This window comes from Dapis hubbardiae BLCC-M172, assembly GCF_050016015.1.
GTDB lineage: Bacteria > Cyanobacteriota > Cyanobacteriia > Cyanobacteriales > Microcoleaceae > Trichodesmium.
Genome location: NZ_JBNHEQ010000197.1, coordinates 1 through 16678, shown reverse-complemented (window position 1 = coordinate 16678; position 16678 = coordinate 1). Strand labels below are relative to the sequence as shown.

Here is a 16678-nt window from a genome sequence, read left to right as displayed (position 1 = left end):
GTTTCTACCATAACTTCAAATTCTTTTTTTGTGGTTCACAACCACTAGGAAAAACCATTTTTTTTCAAGGTTATTTCAGTTATCAGTTATTAGTTATTAGTTGTCAGTACCTCTAGCTAAAGAAAATCAAAAATATTCTCTAGATAACTATAAATATTCACTATTAGTTGAATCATAATTTTTATTTAGTTGCACCTGAATTGTAATTACATAAATAGCTTTTATCATGTCTTGAAATTCTTTTTTTGTAGTTAACCTCTCCTTGAAAAAAACCTTGTTTGTCAAGCTCATTTTAGTTATCAGTTATCAGTACCTCTAGCTACAAAAAGTCAGAAATATGCTCTAGAAAACTATAATTATCAAATATTCGTTTTCTCCAAATTTATACTTGGTCGCCCCAAAGTTGTCAGTACATCAACCGCTTCTACCATACCTTTAAATTCTTTTTTGTCGTTAACAACCGCTAGGGGAAACCCTTGTTTGTAAAGGTAAAAAATATCCTCTAGATGAGCAGAAATATCAATTATTGGAAAATCAGTTTTCATTATAGCCGTAATATCCTCTTTACCTTGTTTGAGACTCTCTTCCAAATTTTGTCTTTTCACTAAACCAATAGGTTTATTGTACTCATCAACTACATATATAACTTGGAGGTTATGGTTTAACATTTGCTCCAAACCAGAGTTAACAGAATCTTCACCAATTATCAGAGAAACTCTTTGACTAATAACCGAACCTACGCTAATAACCTGGGCTGAATTTACCTCTTCAGTAAAAGCCTTAATATAATCATTTTTGGGATTAGTAACTAATTCTTCAGGAGTCCCCAATTGGACAATTGCCCCATCTTTCATAACAGCAATACGATCGCCCAATTTCAAACCCTCTTGCATATCGTGGCTAATAAAAACTATAGTCTTATGCAATTCTTTCTGGAGTCGCAATAATTCATCCTGCATCTCTCCCCTTGTCAATGGATCGAGGGCGCTAAAAGCTTCATCCATCAATAAAATATCTGCATCAGTAGCCAAAGCACGAGCTAAACCCACCCGTTGCTGCATCCCCCCACTCAAAGAAGTAGGTTGATAATCTGCCCATTTGTCTAAACCCACAACTTCTAATGTTTCTAAAGCTTTCTGACGACGATGAGTTGGTTCAACCCCCCGCACCTTTAGTCCATACTCTACATTTTCCGCTACTGTTTTGTGAGGAAATAATCCAAAGCGCTGAAATACCATCGAAATTTTATTCAGTCGTATTTCTCGCATCCGTTTCTCATCAGCATGAGCAACATCTTCACCATCAATATAAATATGTCCACTTGTAGGATTAATTAGACGATTAATGCAGCGAACTAGGGTAGATTTTCCCGAACCGGACAACCCCATTACCACAAATAATTCCCCTTTACCAATCTCAAGAGATACATCAGCTAATCCCAAAACATTACCTGTAGACTGTAATATCTCGTCTCTGGTTTTTCCATCCCGAAATAATTTAAGAGCCGCAAGATGTTTTTTACCGTAAATTTTAATTAGATTTTCTATAATTATTTTGGCAGTCATACCTTTACCTTATAAATAATAATTTACAGCTTTTTTTCTGGTTAGCAAAGTACATTTTTAAACCTCATTTTATCCTTTTAAAGATATATTTATAGGCGATATATTTGGTGCTTTACTGAATAATTAATAGTTAATAATTAATTATTAGGAGTTGATCTTCAATTAATTAGGGCTTACTGATTAAATATATAGCAATTCCCAAGAAGCGTGAGGTACAAAATTCTTTGGTTTTAGGGAACAGGGAATAGGGAATAGGGAATAGGGAATAGGGAATAGGGAATAGGGAATAGAATACAATATAAAGATAGATGTACCTCATTATACTGAGAAACGCTATAAAAGAATTTACAGATATGGGTTTGAGCAATTTTAAGTCTTTAACAAAGTATCAGTTTTTTAGCTATTCATGCTCAAAAAGTTAGGATTTTCAGTTGACTTATGGCTGAAAATTTAAGGGATAATTTCTCCTTCTGCCTCCTCTAAATTACCCATTTCTCCTGACTGCTGACTCCTACCCTCACCCATAATACTTTTGAGCGCAAACCCTAATTATTCATTCAATAATTCACGCCTTGAAGCCTCCCATTATAATTAATAATTTACACCCCATAAATAAGCATGAGATAGTCTTTTCTAAATTATGAATCTTCCAGTTTAGATAATTATTAATTGTTAATTGTTAATTGCTGAATAGACAAATAACCGCCATAACATATAATATGAATTACCCTTTTTAAATTAAAATAGCAATCCTCTAATCGGTTGCAATATTTTAGTGGCACTTAGGAGTCAGGAGTCAGAAGTCATAATTTTCTATATTTTCAGCTCTTTTTAACTATTATTAAAACTGTCACGATCAATTTAGGATTGCTATAGCTTTTTGATATAATACCAATTCGATCAATTTTGCTACAAATTTTTGTCAGTTAGAAGTCAGGTAGATGAGCTATCATATTTTCTATTTCACACTCATTATTCCTAAGCAATTAGGACTGATAAATTTTAACACTCATTTTTTATCTTTTTTTTCTCTTGATTGACAGCATTAAGTATTTAAGTCTTCATTTATCACCAATTTCAGACTTAATTTTTCATCTGACATACATCAAAAATTAAGTTATTTAATCTCTCAATTTCTCTGTAACATTATTTTAATAATGGCATAACTCCAACATTGAACTTAGGAAAATATCCCAAAGTGCGACTCAATTTCTCTCCGCTTCTTAACATCTTATGGATGATGGAAAAATTGCTCTTGAAATTCATCAATTTAGCGGAGAGATTTTGTCGCTTTCGGAAAGAAAAATAATTAAATTCTGCTCCCTGCTGTATTCTAAATTTTCAAAACTGAAAATTCAACTTTGCTGCATTTACTAGGCCGTGTCATCAATTTTCTTGAACTTGAACTTTATCTAGAAAAAGTCCGATATTGCCACTTGTTAAGAATATGATGTTCTGCAATCATTGCTGGAGTTTGTAACTCAGAAATTTGTTTTTGAGAAGCCTCTATTGTCTCAGATTGGTTATGATATTTTTGTTGTAATTGAGTCAGTTTATTTTGATAATCTACGATTATTTGTTTTTGCAATTCTGACTCTTTTTCTAAGGCTTCATAAGTTTCCTGTGGTATCATTGAAGCAACTATTGATTCCAGGTTTTTCAACTTATTGAGTTGCTCTTGTAATTGGTGCTGCAAAGCTTCATAATTTTCTTTTGACACCATTAAATCTGCTTGTGATTGGAAACTTTCCAATTCAGCCTTTTGCTCTTCTGAGTGTTTTTGTAAAGTTTCATAACTTTCTATTGACACCATTGTAGCAACTTGCTCTTCTAGCTCTTGCAACTTATCTTGTTGTTTTTCTGACTGAAGTTGCAAAGCATCATAACTTTCCTGCAATACCATAGAAGCTAGTTGTACTTCTAGTTGTTGAAGTTGAGTTTGTTGCTCTTGTGACTGGTGCTGCAAAGAATCGTGAATTTCTTTGGACACCATCGAAGCGACTTGCTCTTCTAACTTTTCTAGTTGTACCTTTTGCTCTTGAGACTCTTGCTCCAAAGTTTTGTATACTTCCTGGGAAACCATAGAAGCTAGTTGTACTTCTAGTTGTTGAAGTTGAGTTTGTTGCTCTTGTGACTGGTGCTGCAAAGAATCGTGAATTTCTTTGGACACCATCGAAGCGACTTGCTCTTCTAACTTTTCTAGTTGTACCTTTTTCTCTTGAGACTCTTGCTCCAAAGTTTCGTATACTTCCTGGGAAACCATAGAAGCTACTTGTGCTTCTAGTTGCTGGAGTTGAGCTAGTTTTTCCTGGGAATCTGCAATTACTTTTTTATCTTCTTCTAATTGTTTTTGTAAAGTTTCATAACTTTCTCTTGACACCATGGCAGCCATTTGGTTTTCCAAATCCTTTACCTGTGCCATTTGAGATTCCAACTCTTGCTGTAAAGTCTGATAACTTGCCGATAATTGAGTTTGTACTTCTACAGACTCGCTTAATGGTTCGGGAACTGTGACAACATCTACTTTACTTTCGGGTAATTCATTTTTGCTCAAAGCATTGTTGACAGTATCCGACTGATTATTCAAACTTGCTGTTATTTGTGCCGCCTCTCTCAAAACCGCAAGGTCTCCTCTGGCAATGCGCTCAACTAGCTCAGACCTTGATAAACCAAGTTCTTTTGCTATCTCCTTTAGCTTCTCAGCGCTACTGGGAGTAAGAGACACGCCTACTTTAACCTTGCTTTCTGTATAAGAGGTGGCACTACCACGTTTTTTTGACATTGGCATTCTCCTTGGCCACCATACTTTTTCTAGTATACCGCTTAATGGTATTCCGTGACATTCTCCCGACACTGTACCCGTAGGGTCAGCGCGGGCTTCCTAACCTCGCAGTGCAAGCATTCCTGCCCCACGCCACTTATCTAGGTCATAGACCCCCGACAGACCGACTTGACAGGCTGTTTCCTTTCCCCAGAGTCCCTGGGCTACTACATTCTCTAGTCCACGATACAAAACCATTTCTGCTGCGGCATGGTCACGATGGGTTCGATACCCACACTCAAGACAGTGGTGCTCTCTGACTTCCAGCCCTTTGCTGACAGTTGCCAGGCAATTAGGGCAGGTTTGGCTGGTGCCGTTTGGGTTGATTTTGGCAAAATACACCCCGCGTTTCCAGCACACCCATTCAGCCAGAGACAGAAATTGTCCGAAGGCAGCATCTAGACAATCTTTTCCCAACATCCCTCGCGTCAGCCCTTTGACATTGAGGTCTTCTGCAAAGATAGTTTGGGCCTGGTCACAAAGCTTGTGAGCCGTCTTCAGATGGAAGTCTCGACGACGGTTCGCAATCCGATGGTGCATTCTGGCTACTTCTCGCTGTGCCTTCTCCCAATTCTTAGACCCCTTCTGTTTTCTCGCCCCTCTGCGTTGCAGCAATTTCAGCTTGCTCTGCATCGACTTGAAAAACTTAGGGCGCTCCTGGAAAGAGCCATCCGAAGCTGTCAAGAATCGCTCCAATCCCAGGTCAATTCCAATTGCCCGACCATGAACCGGAGCATCAGGAACCGATATATCCAACTCAATGGTAACGACGACATACCATTGTGTTCCCCGTACTCTAGACAATACCCGCACCTGCTTTACTTTGAACCCATCAGGAATAGGGCGATGGAGCTTGATAGGAACGTCCCCAATCTTTGGCAGCTTGATGGTGAAGCCGTTGAGCGGGTTCTGCTTGAATTGGGGAAACACAAAGGACTTGAATTGACCAAACTTTTTGAAACGCGGAAAACCATGCCCACGCTTCTGAAACGCTTCCCAGGTATCGTGCAGTCTGCGAATCGTAGTTTGCAAAACCTGAGAATGTACCTGGCCTAAATGCGGAAGTTGCTTCTTAGCTTTGGGCAGATTGTTTTGCTGACGGTGGTAAGACGGGAACGGTTCGTCGGCAGGAATGATGTATTCCTTCTCCAACGAACACCTGTCCACCGAGCACTTACGCGAAGCAATCCAGTCCTTGAGTTCGCGCAAAGCGTAGTTGTAAACGCCTCTGCACGTCTCAAGCCACTCCAGCAGTTCAATCTGCTGTGCGGCATTTGGATAGATTCGATAAGTGTAGTTCATGTTCAGCATGGAGTTATTTTACCACTATATAGAGTGGGCTGATAAATGCTTGCTTTGGGGGCATCGAATTCAAGGAGAGGTAATTATTAATTATTAATTGTTGAATCCCCGTAGAAATTTGGTCACCAAACCCAAACGATACTTCTGAATTTATACCTTTTGAATGAACCTCCCAACTCACTCAGGAAGTAGATTTTATATAATTTATTGAAATTATTTCACATTTAAACTTTAAAACTATTTATGACAAATTTGGTATCGAATATATTCCTAAAAGCTACTACTTAAAACTCAATTAACCCCGTTCATCAAACCTAGTATAAAAACCACCGTACTTGACCCAGTATTGTTTCAAATCGTGGTGAGGTGTATGAAGACTTGCTTTGGCTTGATAAAGAACTACTTTTCTATGATTACCAATCCAAATTTTCTTAATAGGTTTGACAGATATCAAACTCCCGCCCAATGTTTGAACACATTCTGTAAATCTATCAATAGTAGAATACTCTACAGTTTCAAATAAAAAGAAATTTCCTGAGCAGATGATATGGCGACTTCTGATCCAACCCTGTAATTTCTTTTCTGCTATTGGTGGTAACATTTTCTTTTAGCCCTCCCTCAAGACTATTTTATGGCTGCTACCTTGAATTTTTGAAGTACCTGAAAAAATTAACTATAGATTTTGGGTAGTTCAACAATTAATAATTAATAATTAACAATTCATAATTGCCTCTTATTTATAAAGAAGAGAATTGACCAAAAGTATTTTTTTTCTTCTCTTGGTCGATTGGATATGGTTAGGTAACCCATCCATCTCTCGACCGCTTTTTTCTCCATGAATGGAGAGGCTTTATACCAATTTCCATCCATTAATGCTATACTTAATTAAAACTTCAGTTATTAGGTAATTACTTTAGTATAATAACTTTTTTGGTGATTTTAGGTAAGTTAAGGTTAATTATTCTTGATTTGTAGGGACGTTGGATGCAACGTCCCTACACTCTCCTACTCCCGTACTCCCTTACTCCCCTACTCTGAAATAGATAAAGTTTTTGATAAATGGTATTAGAGACTGTTTGTAAAACAAGTATTCAGAGAGCAAAGAAGTGACTAAAATATCAAAGAGGTAAGACTTCAAAAGGTTAAAATCTCGTAAATATCCAGAGGTGGAAAGGTACATACTATTCCTAGATTTTTAAGTGAAAAATAGTTGTCTTAATTTCTTCTTTCTTATTACCTGTTCCCAGTTAAGTGTTCCCTATCTCCTTTTTATATTTCCTGATACATTCAATCTCTTATATCTTGATTTTTCGGTAAAGATTACCTAAAGAGCTATTCATTAATGGATAATGGATAATTGATAATTGATAATTGATAATTGATAATTACCTTCGGTTAAAACCGTTACGGAATTGAAGATAAGGAAATTCAAGAGCACTTTTTTTCCCTTAAAAGGTAAGGCTTTAAACCAGAATTATTTAATTATTAATTATTAACAATCAAATAATTCGGTAAAAAATCAAAACATAACTGAATAGTAAATATACAAATAATTTTGTCTAACTACTTATTTATATTCGGTAACTCATCAGCAAAACTTGTTTGTTTTTCAAACTTTAAATCTCCTGCTGCTGAACCCCATATTTGTTTATGTGTATTAATATCCATACCCTTATCTGAGCTAACCCAAGTATTTTCAGTTAACTCTACTTTACTAACTAGATAAGTCTCACATCCTCTCTTATGAATTAAACATTTATTTCCCGGTTCAACACTCCCTACAAATTTGTCTCCATCTCGTTTAAAAACCATTGAACAGTTATAACGACGTTCTAGATTTTCTGGAGTAATAGTATGTAAAATTTCTAATTCTCTTGCTGCACCAGCATAAAGAATAGGGTCTATAAGTTTGTAGTTTTCTATATAAATATAATCGCCTTTATCTATAAGTTGATGTACTCCTTGACGATATGGACTCCAGAGGTCATAGTCATAAACCTGCTCAGAATAAAAACCTATACCAGGAAAAAAATTCTCTGGCAAAGGTCGGAAAAAAACATGAATATGAGCATAAAGAGTTGGATTTTCTAAGGCTTGTTTTTTATTACTAAAGTCTCCTGCCATCCAACTAGCTAGAGTAATTAAGTTATTCAAATTTGTTTTATCTTGTGTCTGGGAAATATTCATAGTCTTTCCTATTTATTGTTCAATTATTTTTGCTTTTTATTATCAAGGTTTTTAAGAAAAACTATTTATATAATTAGCCAGGCATAATTAAATGTAACTATATCCTAAGCAACTGAAAAGGAGTTTCAATAATTAACAATTAATAATTAACAATTAACAATTAATAATTACCTCTTCTGGAAAAGGAGAAGATTGGTTAAAAGGAAAATTTTTTCTTTTTTTATCCATAAATAGAGAGGCTTGATACCCATTTTTTCGGTAAGAAAGTTATCTGAAAAGTTTGAGCTAAATAAAAATTGTCTGACATTGTGATACAAATTAATTTTAAAGATGTCGCCAATCATTTTAAACTAAAGATGTGAAATAATTTCCTGAAATCACCGAATTATTAATAATTAAATAATTCTGGTTTAAAGCCTCCCCTTTTAAGGAAAAAAAAGTGCTAGGATACTTCCTTATCTTCAATTCCGTAACGGTTTTAACCAGAGGTAATTATCAATTATCCATTATCCATTATCCATTATCCATTATCCATTATCCATTATCCATTATCCATTAATGAACCAGCGTATCAAAGTTTTGAGCCTATAAAATATTAATGTATGACTTTTGAATTTTGACTTCCGTGAAACAGTATTAGGTCTATTCCCATCTACCGACTTACTTATTTTGATTATTCTACTGATTATTTTTCCTCAGTTGATAAAGAACGAATTTCTGATGAAAAAGAGGCAGTTAATACACCATTACCATCACTCGTTTTAATCAACGATACTCTAAACCTAAGATTAGGAGTGCCAAACCAAATTTTTTCTTCAGCAGCAGCACGGTCATATTCTGTATGTAGAACAAAAGTACCATCTTCGGTAATATGATATTCTCCCGCAGCAGGAATAGTTTCTGCATACCCTTGGGAACGTAATAACTTTCCTTTTTTGAGATTATCTTGATCAGGTATTGGTACTAAAATACAACTACCTTCAAGAATTTCATTTTCATCCCAATCTGATTCTCCTTCCCAACTCATCTGAAAAGGAGAAATAGCATTACTAATATCTACTCCACTAGACTTACACAATTCTATTACTTCTGGAGCATTTGTTGGTAAAGAAACAATATCTATTGTCGAGCGAACTTCTTCAAAATGACTAAATGCTAAATTGTGGCCACTACGTTGCGATCGCCAACGTCCGATAGAACGTTCGACAAATTCTACGACATCCATACATTACTATCTTTAAAAATGATATTTACTGAGGAACCTATTTGATATTATCAAATCCTGTTTTACAGAAAAATTAGGGTTTCAACCCTTTCCTTTCAGGGAGAAAAAAGGAAAAATCTTTTTATTAAATCCTATTCTAAAAAAGAATAGGTAATTATTAATTGTTAATTATTAATTCAGGAGTTACGCAGAGGGTAAGTATTCACCCATTAGCATTCTGCACGAAATGCGGAATGCTGGGCAAAGAGCTTTTGTAAAGAATCAAGCAATTCTAAGATTAGCTGATGACCAACTTTATTCATAACTTTTAATTCTCTTTAGAGGCTAATTTCTTCTTTGCTGATAGCTGATAGCTGACGGCTGAATGCTTACCGCAGAGGTACTATATACTATATATAGGGTTAAAAAACTATAACGTTATAGTTTTGAACGCTACATACATGGTCTTTGTGTAACTCCTATAATTATTAAAACTTACTCCAAATAGAAACCCGGTTTCTTGAAAGTAAAACTATTACTGTAATATTTTCAGGAGAAACCGGGTTTTCTAACAACAACTTACCAACGATAATTGATAATTAATCAATCCGTTTAAAAGCCTCTCCTAATAATTCATAATTGATAATTGATAATAAAAGAATATAAAAATTGCTTTTTCGTACTTGAATAAGCTTTTTTTACTTCTGGTATAGATTGTCATTAATCAATTATTATCCATTATCCATTATCCATTAATGAAAAGTTCTTAACTGTTGATTTAAGCAACCTCAGTAATTTTCAGGATTTTTCCACCTGTTTTTTGAATGCTGTTGATTTTTGCAGTTAGCTGTTCATAAGATACTGTATAAGTTGTTGCACTTCGCTTAACAACAGGACCAATACCAGTTTTAGTAACTGAGATTTCAAAACGTTTAATTGTATTGCTATAAGGTCCACTTACAGATACAGGTTCTGTAATTTTCGTACCCATGTTAGCAGCTAAATCTAAAGTCAATCGGGAAGGCTTATTTCTGTCACTTGTAGCATATCCTCGTTCCAGAGCAAATGTCCGATTAAAGGTTACATTTTTCATGCCAACTACAGTGGTAGTACCTTGTGGGTATGGAACAATATTTTCCCCAAAATTTTGAATATATTCGTCGCTATTTGTGTAAGAATCAATTTCTGCTTCGTATCCTTCTCCATTACATATACGAACGTGTTCAGAAATTTCTGCCTGGTCTTCAGGAGCACGACCTAATATATGCTTAAAGTTTAGTTCTACGAATCCATAAGGAGAAGATGATTCAAAAAACAAAGAGAAATATAGTTCTGATTTAGCAACCATATTAACAAATTGACGGACAGAAATTTCTCCGTTTTTCAGAAATGATTCGGCGCTAGTTAGACGTTGACTCTCCATTACATGGAGATTTCCCAATACTTGCTTATAAACAGCTCTAATCACAACTTCTTTTTCATCTTCTGTGGCATTAGAACGTAGTTCTATTGGATCAATTTTGTCTACCCAAAGTGACATTTTAACTCCTCTATTCTATTTCAAAGATTTTGATTTTTTTCTATACTATCCTTGCAGTGTTCATAGGTCATAGCTAATCGTTAATCATATTATAAACAGAATAACTATCAACCATGAACTACTGCAAATTTTTTAAAAAATTTTACCCTTTCTTATCCTGGATATAATTACTAAATTATAACAACTTCATTGTTTAATTTCAATTTTAGTTATTAGTAACTTAGCAACTAACCAATTGAGGCAAAATGAGTAAATAATTTTCTGATTTTAACCCCTAGTTGATAGGAGTAATACTGGCAATAACTCCACCCTGCTGATGAATCCTTTGATACTCTTTAGAAAGTTGATCAAAAGGCACCAAAAACACCTTATTGCTACGGCGGAATTTGGAAACACGATTTACTACCTTTGAGCTATAGTTTGTTACTTCAATGCGGTAAACTTTACCACCAGAACTAGCTCCTACTCCATGTCTACTTCTAGCACCTAAAGCTGTATCTTGGAATGACCAACCATCGGAACCACCAGAAGGAGGAACTACTGCCAAAGGTGTTTCTTGAATCACATATTTATTCAAAGCAGGGCTTTTTCCAGCTAAACTTCCTTTTAAGTCGCTGCTGGAAGCTCCACGCAATAGTTGGAACATATGGGTAAAACCAACCATTTTTTTGCCAGTTTGGGTTTTGTATCCTCGATAATAAGGAACAATATTTTCCCCATAAGCACTACTATATTCGTCACTATCAATGTAGGAATCAATATCAGCTTCAAAGCTTTTTTCATCCAGAATTTTGCTATGAAGTTTCATGTCATCGTAGCCATCGGGAGCGCGACCTAAAAAGTGCTTAAAATTTAATTCAACTGCACGATAGCGGGGGCAAGTATCAAAGAACCGAGAACGATACAAGTCAGAGCGTCCAACTTGACGTACAAATTCACGGACAGTAATTTCGCCTTCTTTGAGTTTGGACTCTGCTACACTGAGTCTTTCACTATCCATGACGTAAGCATTGCCCAGAACTTGCCTATAGACAGCTCGAATCACAGTTTCTACTTCTTCTGATGAACGTCCGGGCAACAGTTCTACGGGTTCTGTATCTTCAAAAAGGCCAACCCCTAACTGAGATGCAGGTCCAAAAACCATTTGAACTATCTCCTAGATCTAATAAGGTTTGCTGAAAAAAATGTATTTTTTAGTTACAAAACTGAAAAATTTGGACTCATTGCTAAAATCTATTCCTGAAGTAGGAGTAGAATTGTATAGACCTATGAGCCTATTTTTTTAAGTTTTATACTTTTGTGACGTTCTCTCCCGCTAAATCGAAGATTATAGGGGGAGCTTCTCCTCCTCACGGATGGAGCTTCCTGTCTTGCCGGCTGACTGCTGTCTACGCCTCCACAGGCAGCAACGATGAGACCCACCGCCGTCTTGTGCTAAAAATTATGTACTCACCTAGTTTCCTTCAAGAAATGACCTTCTGACGGAATAACTAAAGTTCTCTGAGTTTAACTCCATATCTTGAGTTGTCTAGGTTCAGCAATCAGGTGCGTATTACCGCCACTCCTAATCTTAGTCAAGAGGATCATAATTATTGGCATGTTGTCAACAGAAAAACTTGACAAGTTTGATACCAATATCTGTTTTTTTTGTGGGTCGTGATTCCCCTCCCGTTAAATCTGTCGATTATCACGGGAGATCCCTCGCAACATTGAATTGAAATATACACTACTACCAGGCTCTTAATTATGAATAATTATAAAGTTTTGTAAGCGTATAGAAATATACGCTGGATCTTTTCTCATCCAAGATTGTAAGCTAGCAATTAAGCTAAAAAATTATTCTTGTAGTTTAATATTTAGTAATTTTCAGTAAAAATTAGACATCTCCAGAAAAGAGGGAATAGGGAATAGGCAATGGGTAATTTCAGTTATCAGTTAGCCTCTTGCCTCCTGGGTCGGAGCTGCGCTAACAGAGGAACTGCCTCTTTCAGAGGAGCTTCGCTAACTTAACAGTTAGCCTCTTGCCTCCTGGGTCGGAGCTGCGCTTTATCCTGACGGACTGCTCCGCTTTCCATGTCGCGCAGCGAAACAGAGGAACTGCCTCTTGCAGAGGAACTTCGTTAACGTTAACAGTTATCAGCGCACCTCCGACTTTAGTCGAAGGCTTGAAATACTGAATTAAATATTTTTTTCATCCTCTTAAAAGGGGAGGCTTTGGACCTCTTTTTTTGGTAATAGGGGGAAGTAATTCATAATTTCTTGATAATAATTGATTTTATTTTTGATTTTTGGATCGGAATGTTGCGCCAAAAGCTTTTTAAAGAATAAAGTAATTACTAAGGTTAGCTTATTACCTTTTTATTTTCTGCGGAATGCAGGGAAAACATAACTTTTAATTCTGGTTAGAGACTAATTATTTATAAACGTGAACAGTTAATAATTCATAGCTGACTGCTGACTGCTGAATACTGAATACTTATTAGGAATCAAAATACTAAAAACTTTAGTTGATTTGAGATTTTATTTATCGGGTATTTTGTCAATAAGTTCTTAAACTTAAAGATGATTCATTAATTGATAATGGATAATTGATAATTACAAGAAGGTTAAAACCGTTACGGAATTGAATATCGGGAAATATCCTAGCACTTTTTTTCCCCTATCCAAGGGGAGCCTTTAAACCAGAATTATTAATTATTAATAATTAATAATTGGGTAAAATTTTAAATTATTAGTATCCAAAATTTTCCTAGTGCAGAATGGCGGAAATAACTGACCAGTTACAAAATCCTAAAAGCCTTACTAATTAATAATGCTTGAATTTTGAATTTTGAATTTTGACTTCCGCGTAGCGGCACTAGAGCGAAGCAAATAGGGGATAAAAAAAGTTTCAATTCAGTATTTCAATCCCGATACAGAGAGTCAGAGGTACTGATAACTCTTAAACTTTGCGTAGCATTCCGCAGGAAAGGAAAGTTCCTCTGTAAGAAGCTAACTGATAACTGATAACTGATAACTGATAATTGAAATAACCCTTGTGATAGATTTAGAATGTTTAGCTTATAGTGTAGGTCACGCAGATGATGGAATATGTCTGCTAGTTCGGATTGGAGTACACCGGATTTTATTAGATTGTGGTATTACCGATATTTCATTATTAACTAATGAAATAAAACAACAACCTCCTGCAGATATTGTCCTATGTAGTCATGCACATTCAGATCATGCTCAAGGACTTTTGCCACTTCATCAAACTTTTCCAAAATTGCCAATATATGCTAGTGAGGCAACAACTAAACTTCTACCTCTAAATTGGCCAGAAATTCCTATTTCTGAAATCCCTAATTTTTGTCAACCTTTACCTTGGCACTCACCAGTAGAACTTCGTACTGGTCTAACTGTAGAGCTTTTTCCAGCAGGTCATTTACCAGGAGCAACAGCTTTTCTCCTCACCTATACTGGAAAAAATCGAACCTATAAACTCTTATATACAGGAGATTTCTTTTTATCAAACAGTCGTTTGGTTGAAGGTCTACCTTTAGGAAATTTACGAGGACTCAAGCCAGATGTATTAATAATTGAAGGTAACTATGGCACTGCCCGTTATCCACATCGGCGACAATTAGAGAATAACCTGGCCGAAAAGATATATCAAGCTATTATTTCAGGAACTTCAGTTATCTTACCTACCCCCCCTTTAGGATTAGGACAAGAATTGTTGATGCTTCTACGCAGTCACCATTATTTTACAGGCCGCGATTTAGATATTTGGGTAGAGGAAAAAGTAGCCAGAGGTTGTGACCTTTATTTAGAACTATTGTCCCAATTTCCCACAACTGTACAAAATTTTGCTCAACATCAACCTCTATTTTGGGACGAAAAAATAAAACCGCGTGTGCTGAGGCGATCGCCAGGAAAATTACCTTCCACAGAAAAGCCTTATATCCTCATTGCAGACAAGGATACTGATTTGAGCCAATACGTTATTAATCAAGATAATTCTGTTATTATCTTACTACCAGAAAGACCTGGAAAGACATCACAGGAGTTTAATTTTGCTTATACCGAAACATATCTTCTGACAGATCATTGTGATGGACTTGGTACAACACAGTTAATTCATAACTTACGTCCTCAACATATAATTTTTGTTCATGGCGGTCCTAATTATTTAGCTGACCTTACTAACCTTGAAGAGTTACGCAACCGTTATAAACTACACTCTCCAGCTAATGGTAGATTAGTAGAGTTACCAATAGGTGAAACTTTTATAGTACCTACATTACCAGAAACTAATTATGAAGGGGAATTAAATGAATTAGAGACAGAGGTAATAATTTCGTTACCTCAAAGTATTACAAATGATAATCGTTGGCCAACTTTTGCTGATACAGGTCTTGTAGAAGTTCGTTGGCAAGGAGAAGAACTGGTAATTAGAGGAATATCCCAACGAGAAATTCTTAGTCAAACTAGCGATCGCTTGCTCTCTCCTGAGTTACATTGTTGTGGTAATTGTGTACATTACCGAGGACAACGTTGTTCCAATCCTGTTTCAGCTCTATATGGCTTTAGGGTAACATCTGATGGGTACTGTCCTATGTTTGAGTCGCTTCATTTTCCTTTTACTTCTAACGGAGAGAGCAATAAAAATGACTAATTCATCAATTTTAACTATAATAAGACATATTTCTATGTATTTAACTAAAATAATTTAGTCATTAATCATCTATCTGAGATATCTCAATTATTCTTGTTGATTTGATTCTGGATAGTGGTTGCGAATCTGTTCAGCTTCTGGACAATCTTCAGATACTAGAGGATCGATATTACCCCTGGGCACGGACGCTAGTTTTTGGGTAATAGCCCCTATACTTTCTAAACGGACCATTTCTTCCCAAGAACAGATTTCATCTTCTTCATCTGTTTCGTAGCGTATCGTTACTAAATCTCCCTCTATATCCAATATTTTTGCTTGTTCTATCCAACGCTGCTGATCTCGCAAGAAAATACATACCTCACGACCATCACAACAAAGTTGATATATCTTGCGTTGTAGCATTGGCTTTTTATACTCCCAATCAATAACTTGGTCAAATGCAAATGTATTTATGAAAAATTACTTACTGGAAAGCTTGACAAATAAAAATTTTCTCTTTACTGTCATTTATATTGATGACCATCTTTCGTGTATCAAGCCTAGAATTACTAGGAATATATAAATTGTATCACAAGCTTGGTATTGATTGGCATTCATCACTATCTAAAATGAAACATTATTAGAGTAATATTTTTGCCAAGGTTATGTTAACTGTTCAACTTGCAATCTCAAAGGATTGTTCCAGCAATCTTTTTTCATTGTGAGACTAAATTAGTAGCACTTAAATCTACTATAGCGCAGATGCCAGCTTTTCGCCTAAGTTATTATTTTAAAATGTGACCGTTAGACCATCTCCGTATAGGAGTTTAGGAATGAGAATTAAATCAAGTCCATAATTTATAATTTTTATTTTATTTTATTTTAAAGAACTCAGATGATATGGAGTTTGGGCAATTTAACTTTTGTAGATCATAAAATCCTTACTCCTTAGTTAACTTTACATAATCATAATAACACTACATTAATTATTTGAGTGTTTAGGTTTTGCCAAAGCTTTTGGCGGATTGACTTAACTAAGTGTATATCATTATTTTTGCTAGAATATATAGAGGCATAATAGTCACTTCCTTTATTTAGATTTCTGTTGATGGTAATCATTGTCCATTGCATTACTAAGTGCTTCTTCCTTCATATTTAGTTAAACTTGCATTCAGGCACTACCAAAAAAAACTTAATATTTCATTTCATATGTTCTCATCCTCAAATCATCAACACCATAATTTATAATTTTAGGCTAAAATATATTCACATTTTTCGCTAATCATAATAATTGAATATATTTTGGATTTGCAAATTTAACAGAAACATGATTTTTTTACTTCTATAATAGACCTCTCCGGAAAAGATGGAGTAGGGAGTAGGGAGTAGGGAGTAGGGAGTAGGGAGTAGGGAGTAGGGAGTA

At 35.5% G+C, this 16678-nt stretch carries 11 protein-coding genes; 1 reads left to right on the top strand and 10 read right to left on the bottom strand.

Annotated elements, in window-relative coordinates; all coding sequences use genetic code 11:
- Positions 1-147: 147 nt before the first annotated feature.
- The 9 genes from ACP6PK_RS18130 to ACP6PK_RS18090 all read right to left on the bottom strand — a co-directional run bounded on the left by ACP6PK_RS18130 (position 148) and on the right by ACP6PK_RS18090 (position 11763).
- On the bottom strand, positions 148-291 hold the full coding sequence (locus ACP6PK_RS18130; protein WP_426561429.1) for a hypothetical protein: 144 nt from the start codon (positions 289-291) through the stop codon (positions 148-150).
- A 68-nt stretch (positions 292-359) separates the two neighbouring features.
- On the bottom strand, positions 360-1565 hold the full coding sequence (locus tag ACP6PK_RS18125) for a quaternary amine ABC transporter ATP-binding protein (protein ID WP_426561427.1): 1206 nt from the start codon (positions 1563-1565) through the stop codon (positions 360-362).
- A 1408-nt stretch (positions 1566-2973) separates the two neighbouring features.
- Positions 2974-4347 carry a ribbon-helix-helix protein, CopG family gene (locus tag ACP6PK_RS18120; protein WP_426561425.1) on the bottom strand — a complete coding sequence of 458 codons (1374 nt, stop codon included), beginning with the start codon at positions 4345-4347 and terminating at the stop codon, positions 2974-2976.
- Positions 4348-4446: 99 nt separating this feature from the next.
- A complete protein-coding gene (locus tag ACP6PK_RS18115) occupies positions 4447-5697 on the bottom strand; it encodes an RNA-guided endonuclease InsQ/TnpB family protein (RefSeq protein ID WP_210407676.1) in 1251 nt (416 codons plus the stop codon).
- 286 nt (positions 5698-5983) lie between these two features.
- Positions 5984-6289, bottom strand: a complete 306-nt coding sequence (locus ACP6PK_RS18110; RefSeq protein WP_094677350.1) for a CpeR family transcriptional regulator — start codon at positions 6287-6289, stop codon at positions 5984-5986.
- Positions 6290-7251: 962 nt separating this feature from the next.
- A complete protein-coding gene (locus ACP6PK_RS18105) occupies positions 7252-7875 on the bottom strand; it encodes a chromophore lyase CpcT/CpeT (protein ID WP_426561421.1) in 624 nt (207 codons plus the stop codon).
- A 685-nt stretch (positions 7876-8560) separates the two neighbouring features.
- The gene (locus tag ACP6PK_RS18100) at positions 8561-9100 is read right to left on the bottom strand and encodes a phycobiliprotein lyase (protein WP_426561419.1); all 540 of its coding nucleotides are present in this window, start codon (positions 9098-9100) and stop codon (positions 8561-8563) included.
- 757 nt (positions 9101-9857) lie between these two features.
- On the bottom strand, positions 9858-10619 hold the full coding sequence (locus ACP6PK_RS18095; protein WP_094677344.1) for a phycobilisome rod-core linker polypeptide: 762 nt from the start codon (positions 10617-10619) through the stop codon (positions 9858-9860).
- Between the two features lie 274 nt (positions 10620-10893).
- Positions 10894-11763: a phycobilisome rod-core linker polypeptide gene (locus tag ACP6PK_RS18090; protein ID WP_426561417.1), complete on the bottom strand. Its 870-nt coding sequence runs from the start codon at positions 11761-11763 to the stop codon at positions 10894-10896.
- 1893 nt (positions 11764-13656) lie between these two features.
- Between ACP6PK_RS18090 and ACP6PK_RS18085 the strand changes: the two genes are divergently transcribed.
- Complete coding sequence (locus ACP6PK_RS18085; protein ID WP_426561415.1) at positions 13657-15276, top strand: MBL fold metallo-hydrolase; 1620 nt, start codon at positions 13657-13659, stop codon at positions 15274-15276.
- An 87-nt stretch (positions 15277-15363) separates the two neighbouring features.
- On the opposite strand, the gene ACP6PK_RS18080 is transcribed toward ACP6PK_RS18085, so the two are convergent.
- The gene (locus tag ACP6PK_RS18080; RefSeq protein WP_094677340.1) at positions 15364-15678 is read right to left on the bottom strand and encodes a DUF6679 family protein; all 315 of its coding nucleotides are present in this window, start codon (positions 15676-15678) and stop codon (positions 15364-15366) included.
- Positions 15679-16678 lie beyond the last annotated feature (1000 nt).

Excerpts from the sequence above, each read along its gene's own strand:
- ACP6PK_RS18100 (WP_426561419.1), bottom strand. The coding sequence starts at position 9,100 with ATGGATGTCGTAGAATTTGTCGAACGTTCTATCGGACGTTGGCGATCG.
- ACP6PK_RS18125 (WP_426561427.1), bottom strand. The coding sequence starts at position 1,565 with ATGACTGCCAAAATAATTATAGAAAATCTAATTAAAATTTACGGTAAA.
- ACP6PK_RS18110 (WP_094677350.1), bottom strand. The coding sequence starts at position 6,289 with ATGTTACCACCAATAGCAGAAAAGAAATTACAGGGTTGGATCAGAAGT.
- ACP6PK_RS18105 (WP_426561421.1), bottom strand. The coding sequence starts at position 7,875 with ATGAATATTTCCCAGACACAAGATAAAACAAATTTGAATAACTTAATT.
- ACP6PK_RS18095 (WP_094677344.1), bottom strand. The coding sequence starts at position 10,619 with ATGTCACTTTGGGTAGACAAAATTGATCCAATAGAACTACGTTCTAAT.
- ACP6PK_RS18115 (WP_210407676.1), bottom strand. The coding sequence starts at position 5,697 with ATGCTGAACATGAACTACACTTATCGAATCTATCCAAATGCCGCACAG.
- ACP6PK_RS18130 (WP_426561429.1), bottom strand. The coding sequence starts at position 291 with ATGAGCTTGACAAACAAGGTTTTTTTCAAGGAGAGGTTAACTACAAAA.
- ACP6PK_RS18080 (WP_094677340.1), bottom strand. The coding sequence starts at position 15,678 with ATGCTACAACGCAAGATATATCAACTTTGTTGTGATGGTCGTGAGGTA.
- ACP6PK_RS18120 (WP_426561425.1), bottom strand. The coding sequence starts at position 4,347 with ATGTCAAAAAAACGTGGTAGTGCCACCTCTTATACAGAAAGCAAGGTT.
- ACP6PK_RS18090 (WP_426561417.1), bottom strand. The coding sequence starts at position 11,763 with ATGGTTTTTGGACCTGCATCTCAGTTAGGGGTTGGCCTTTTTGAAGAT.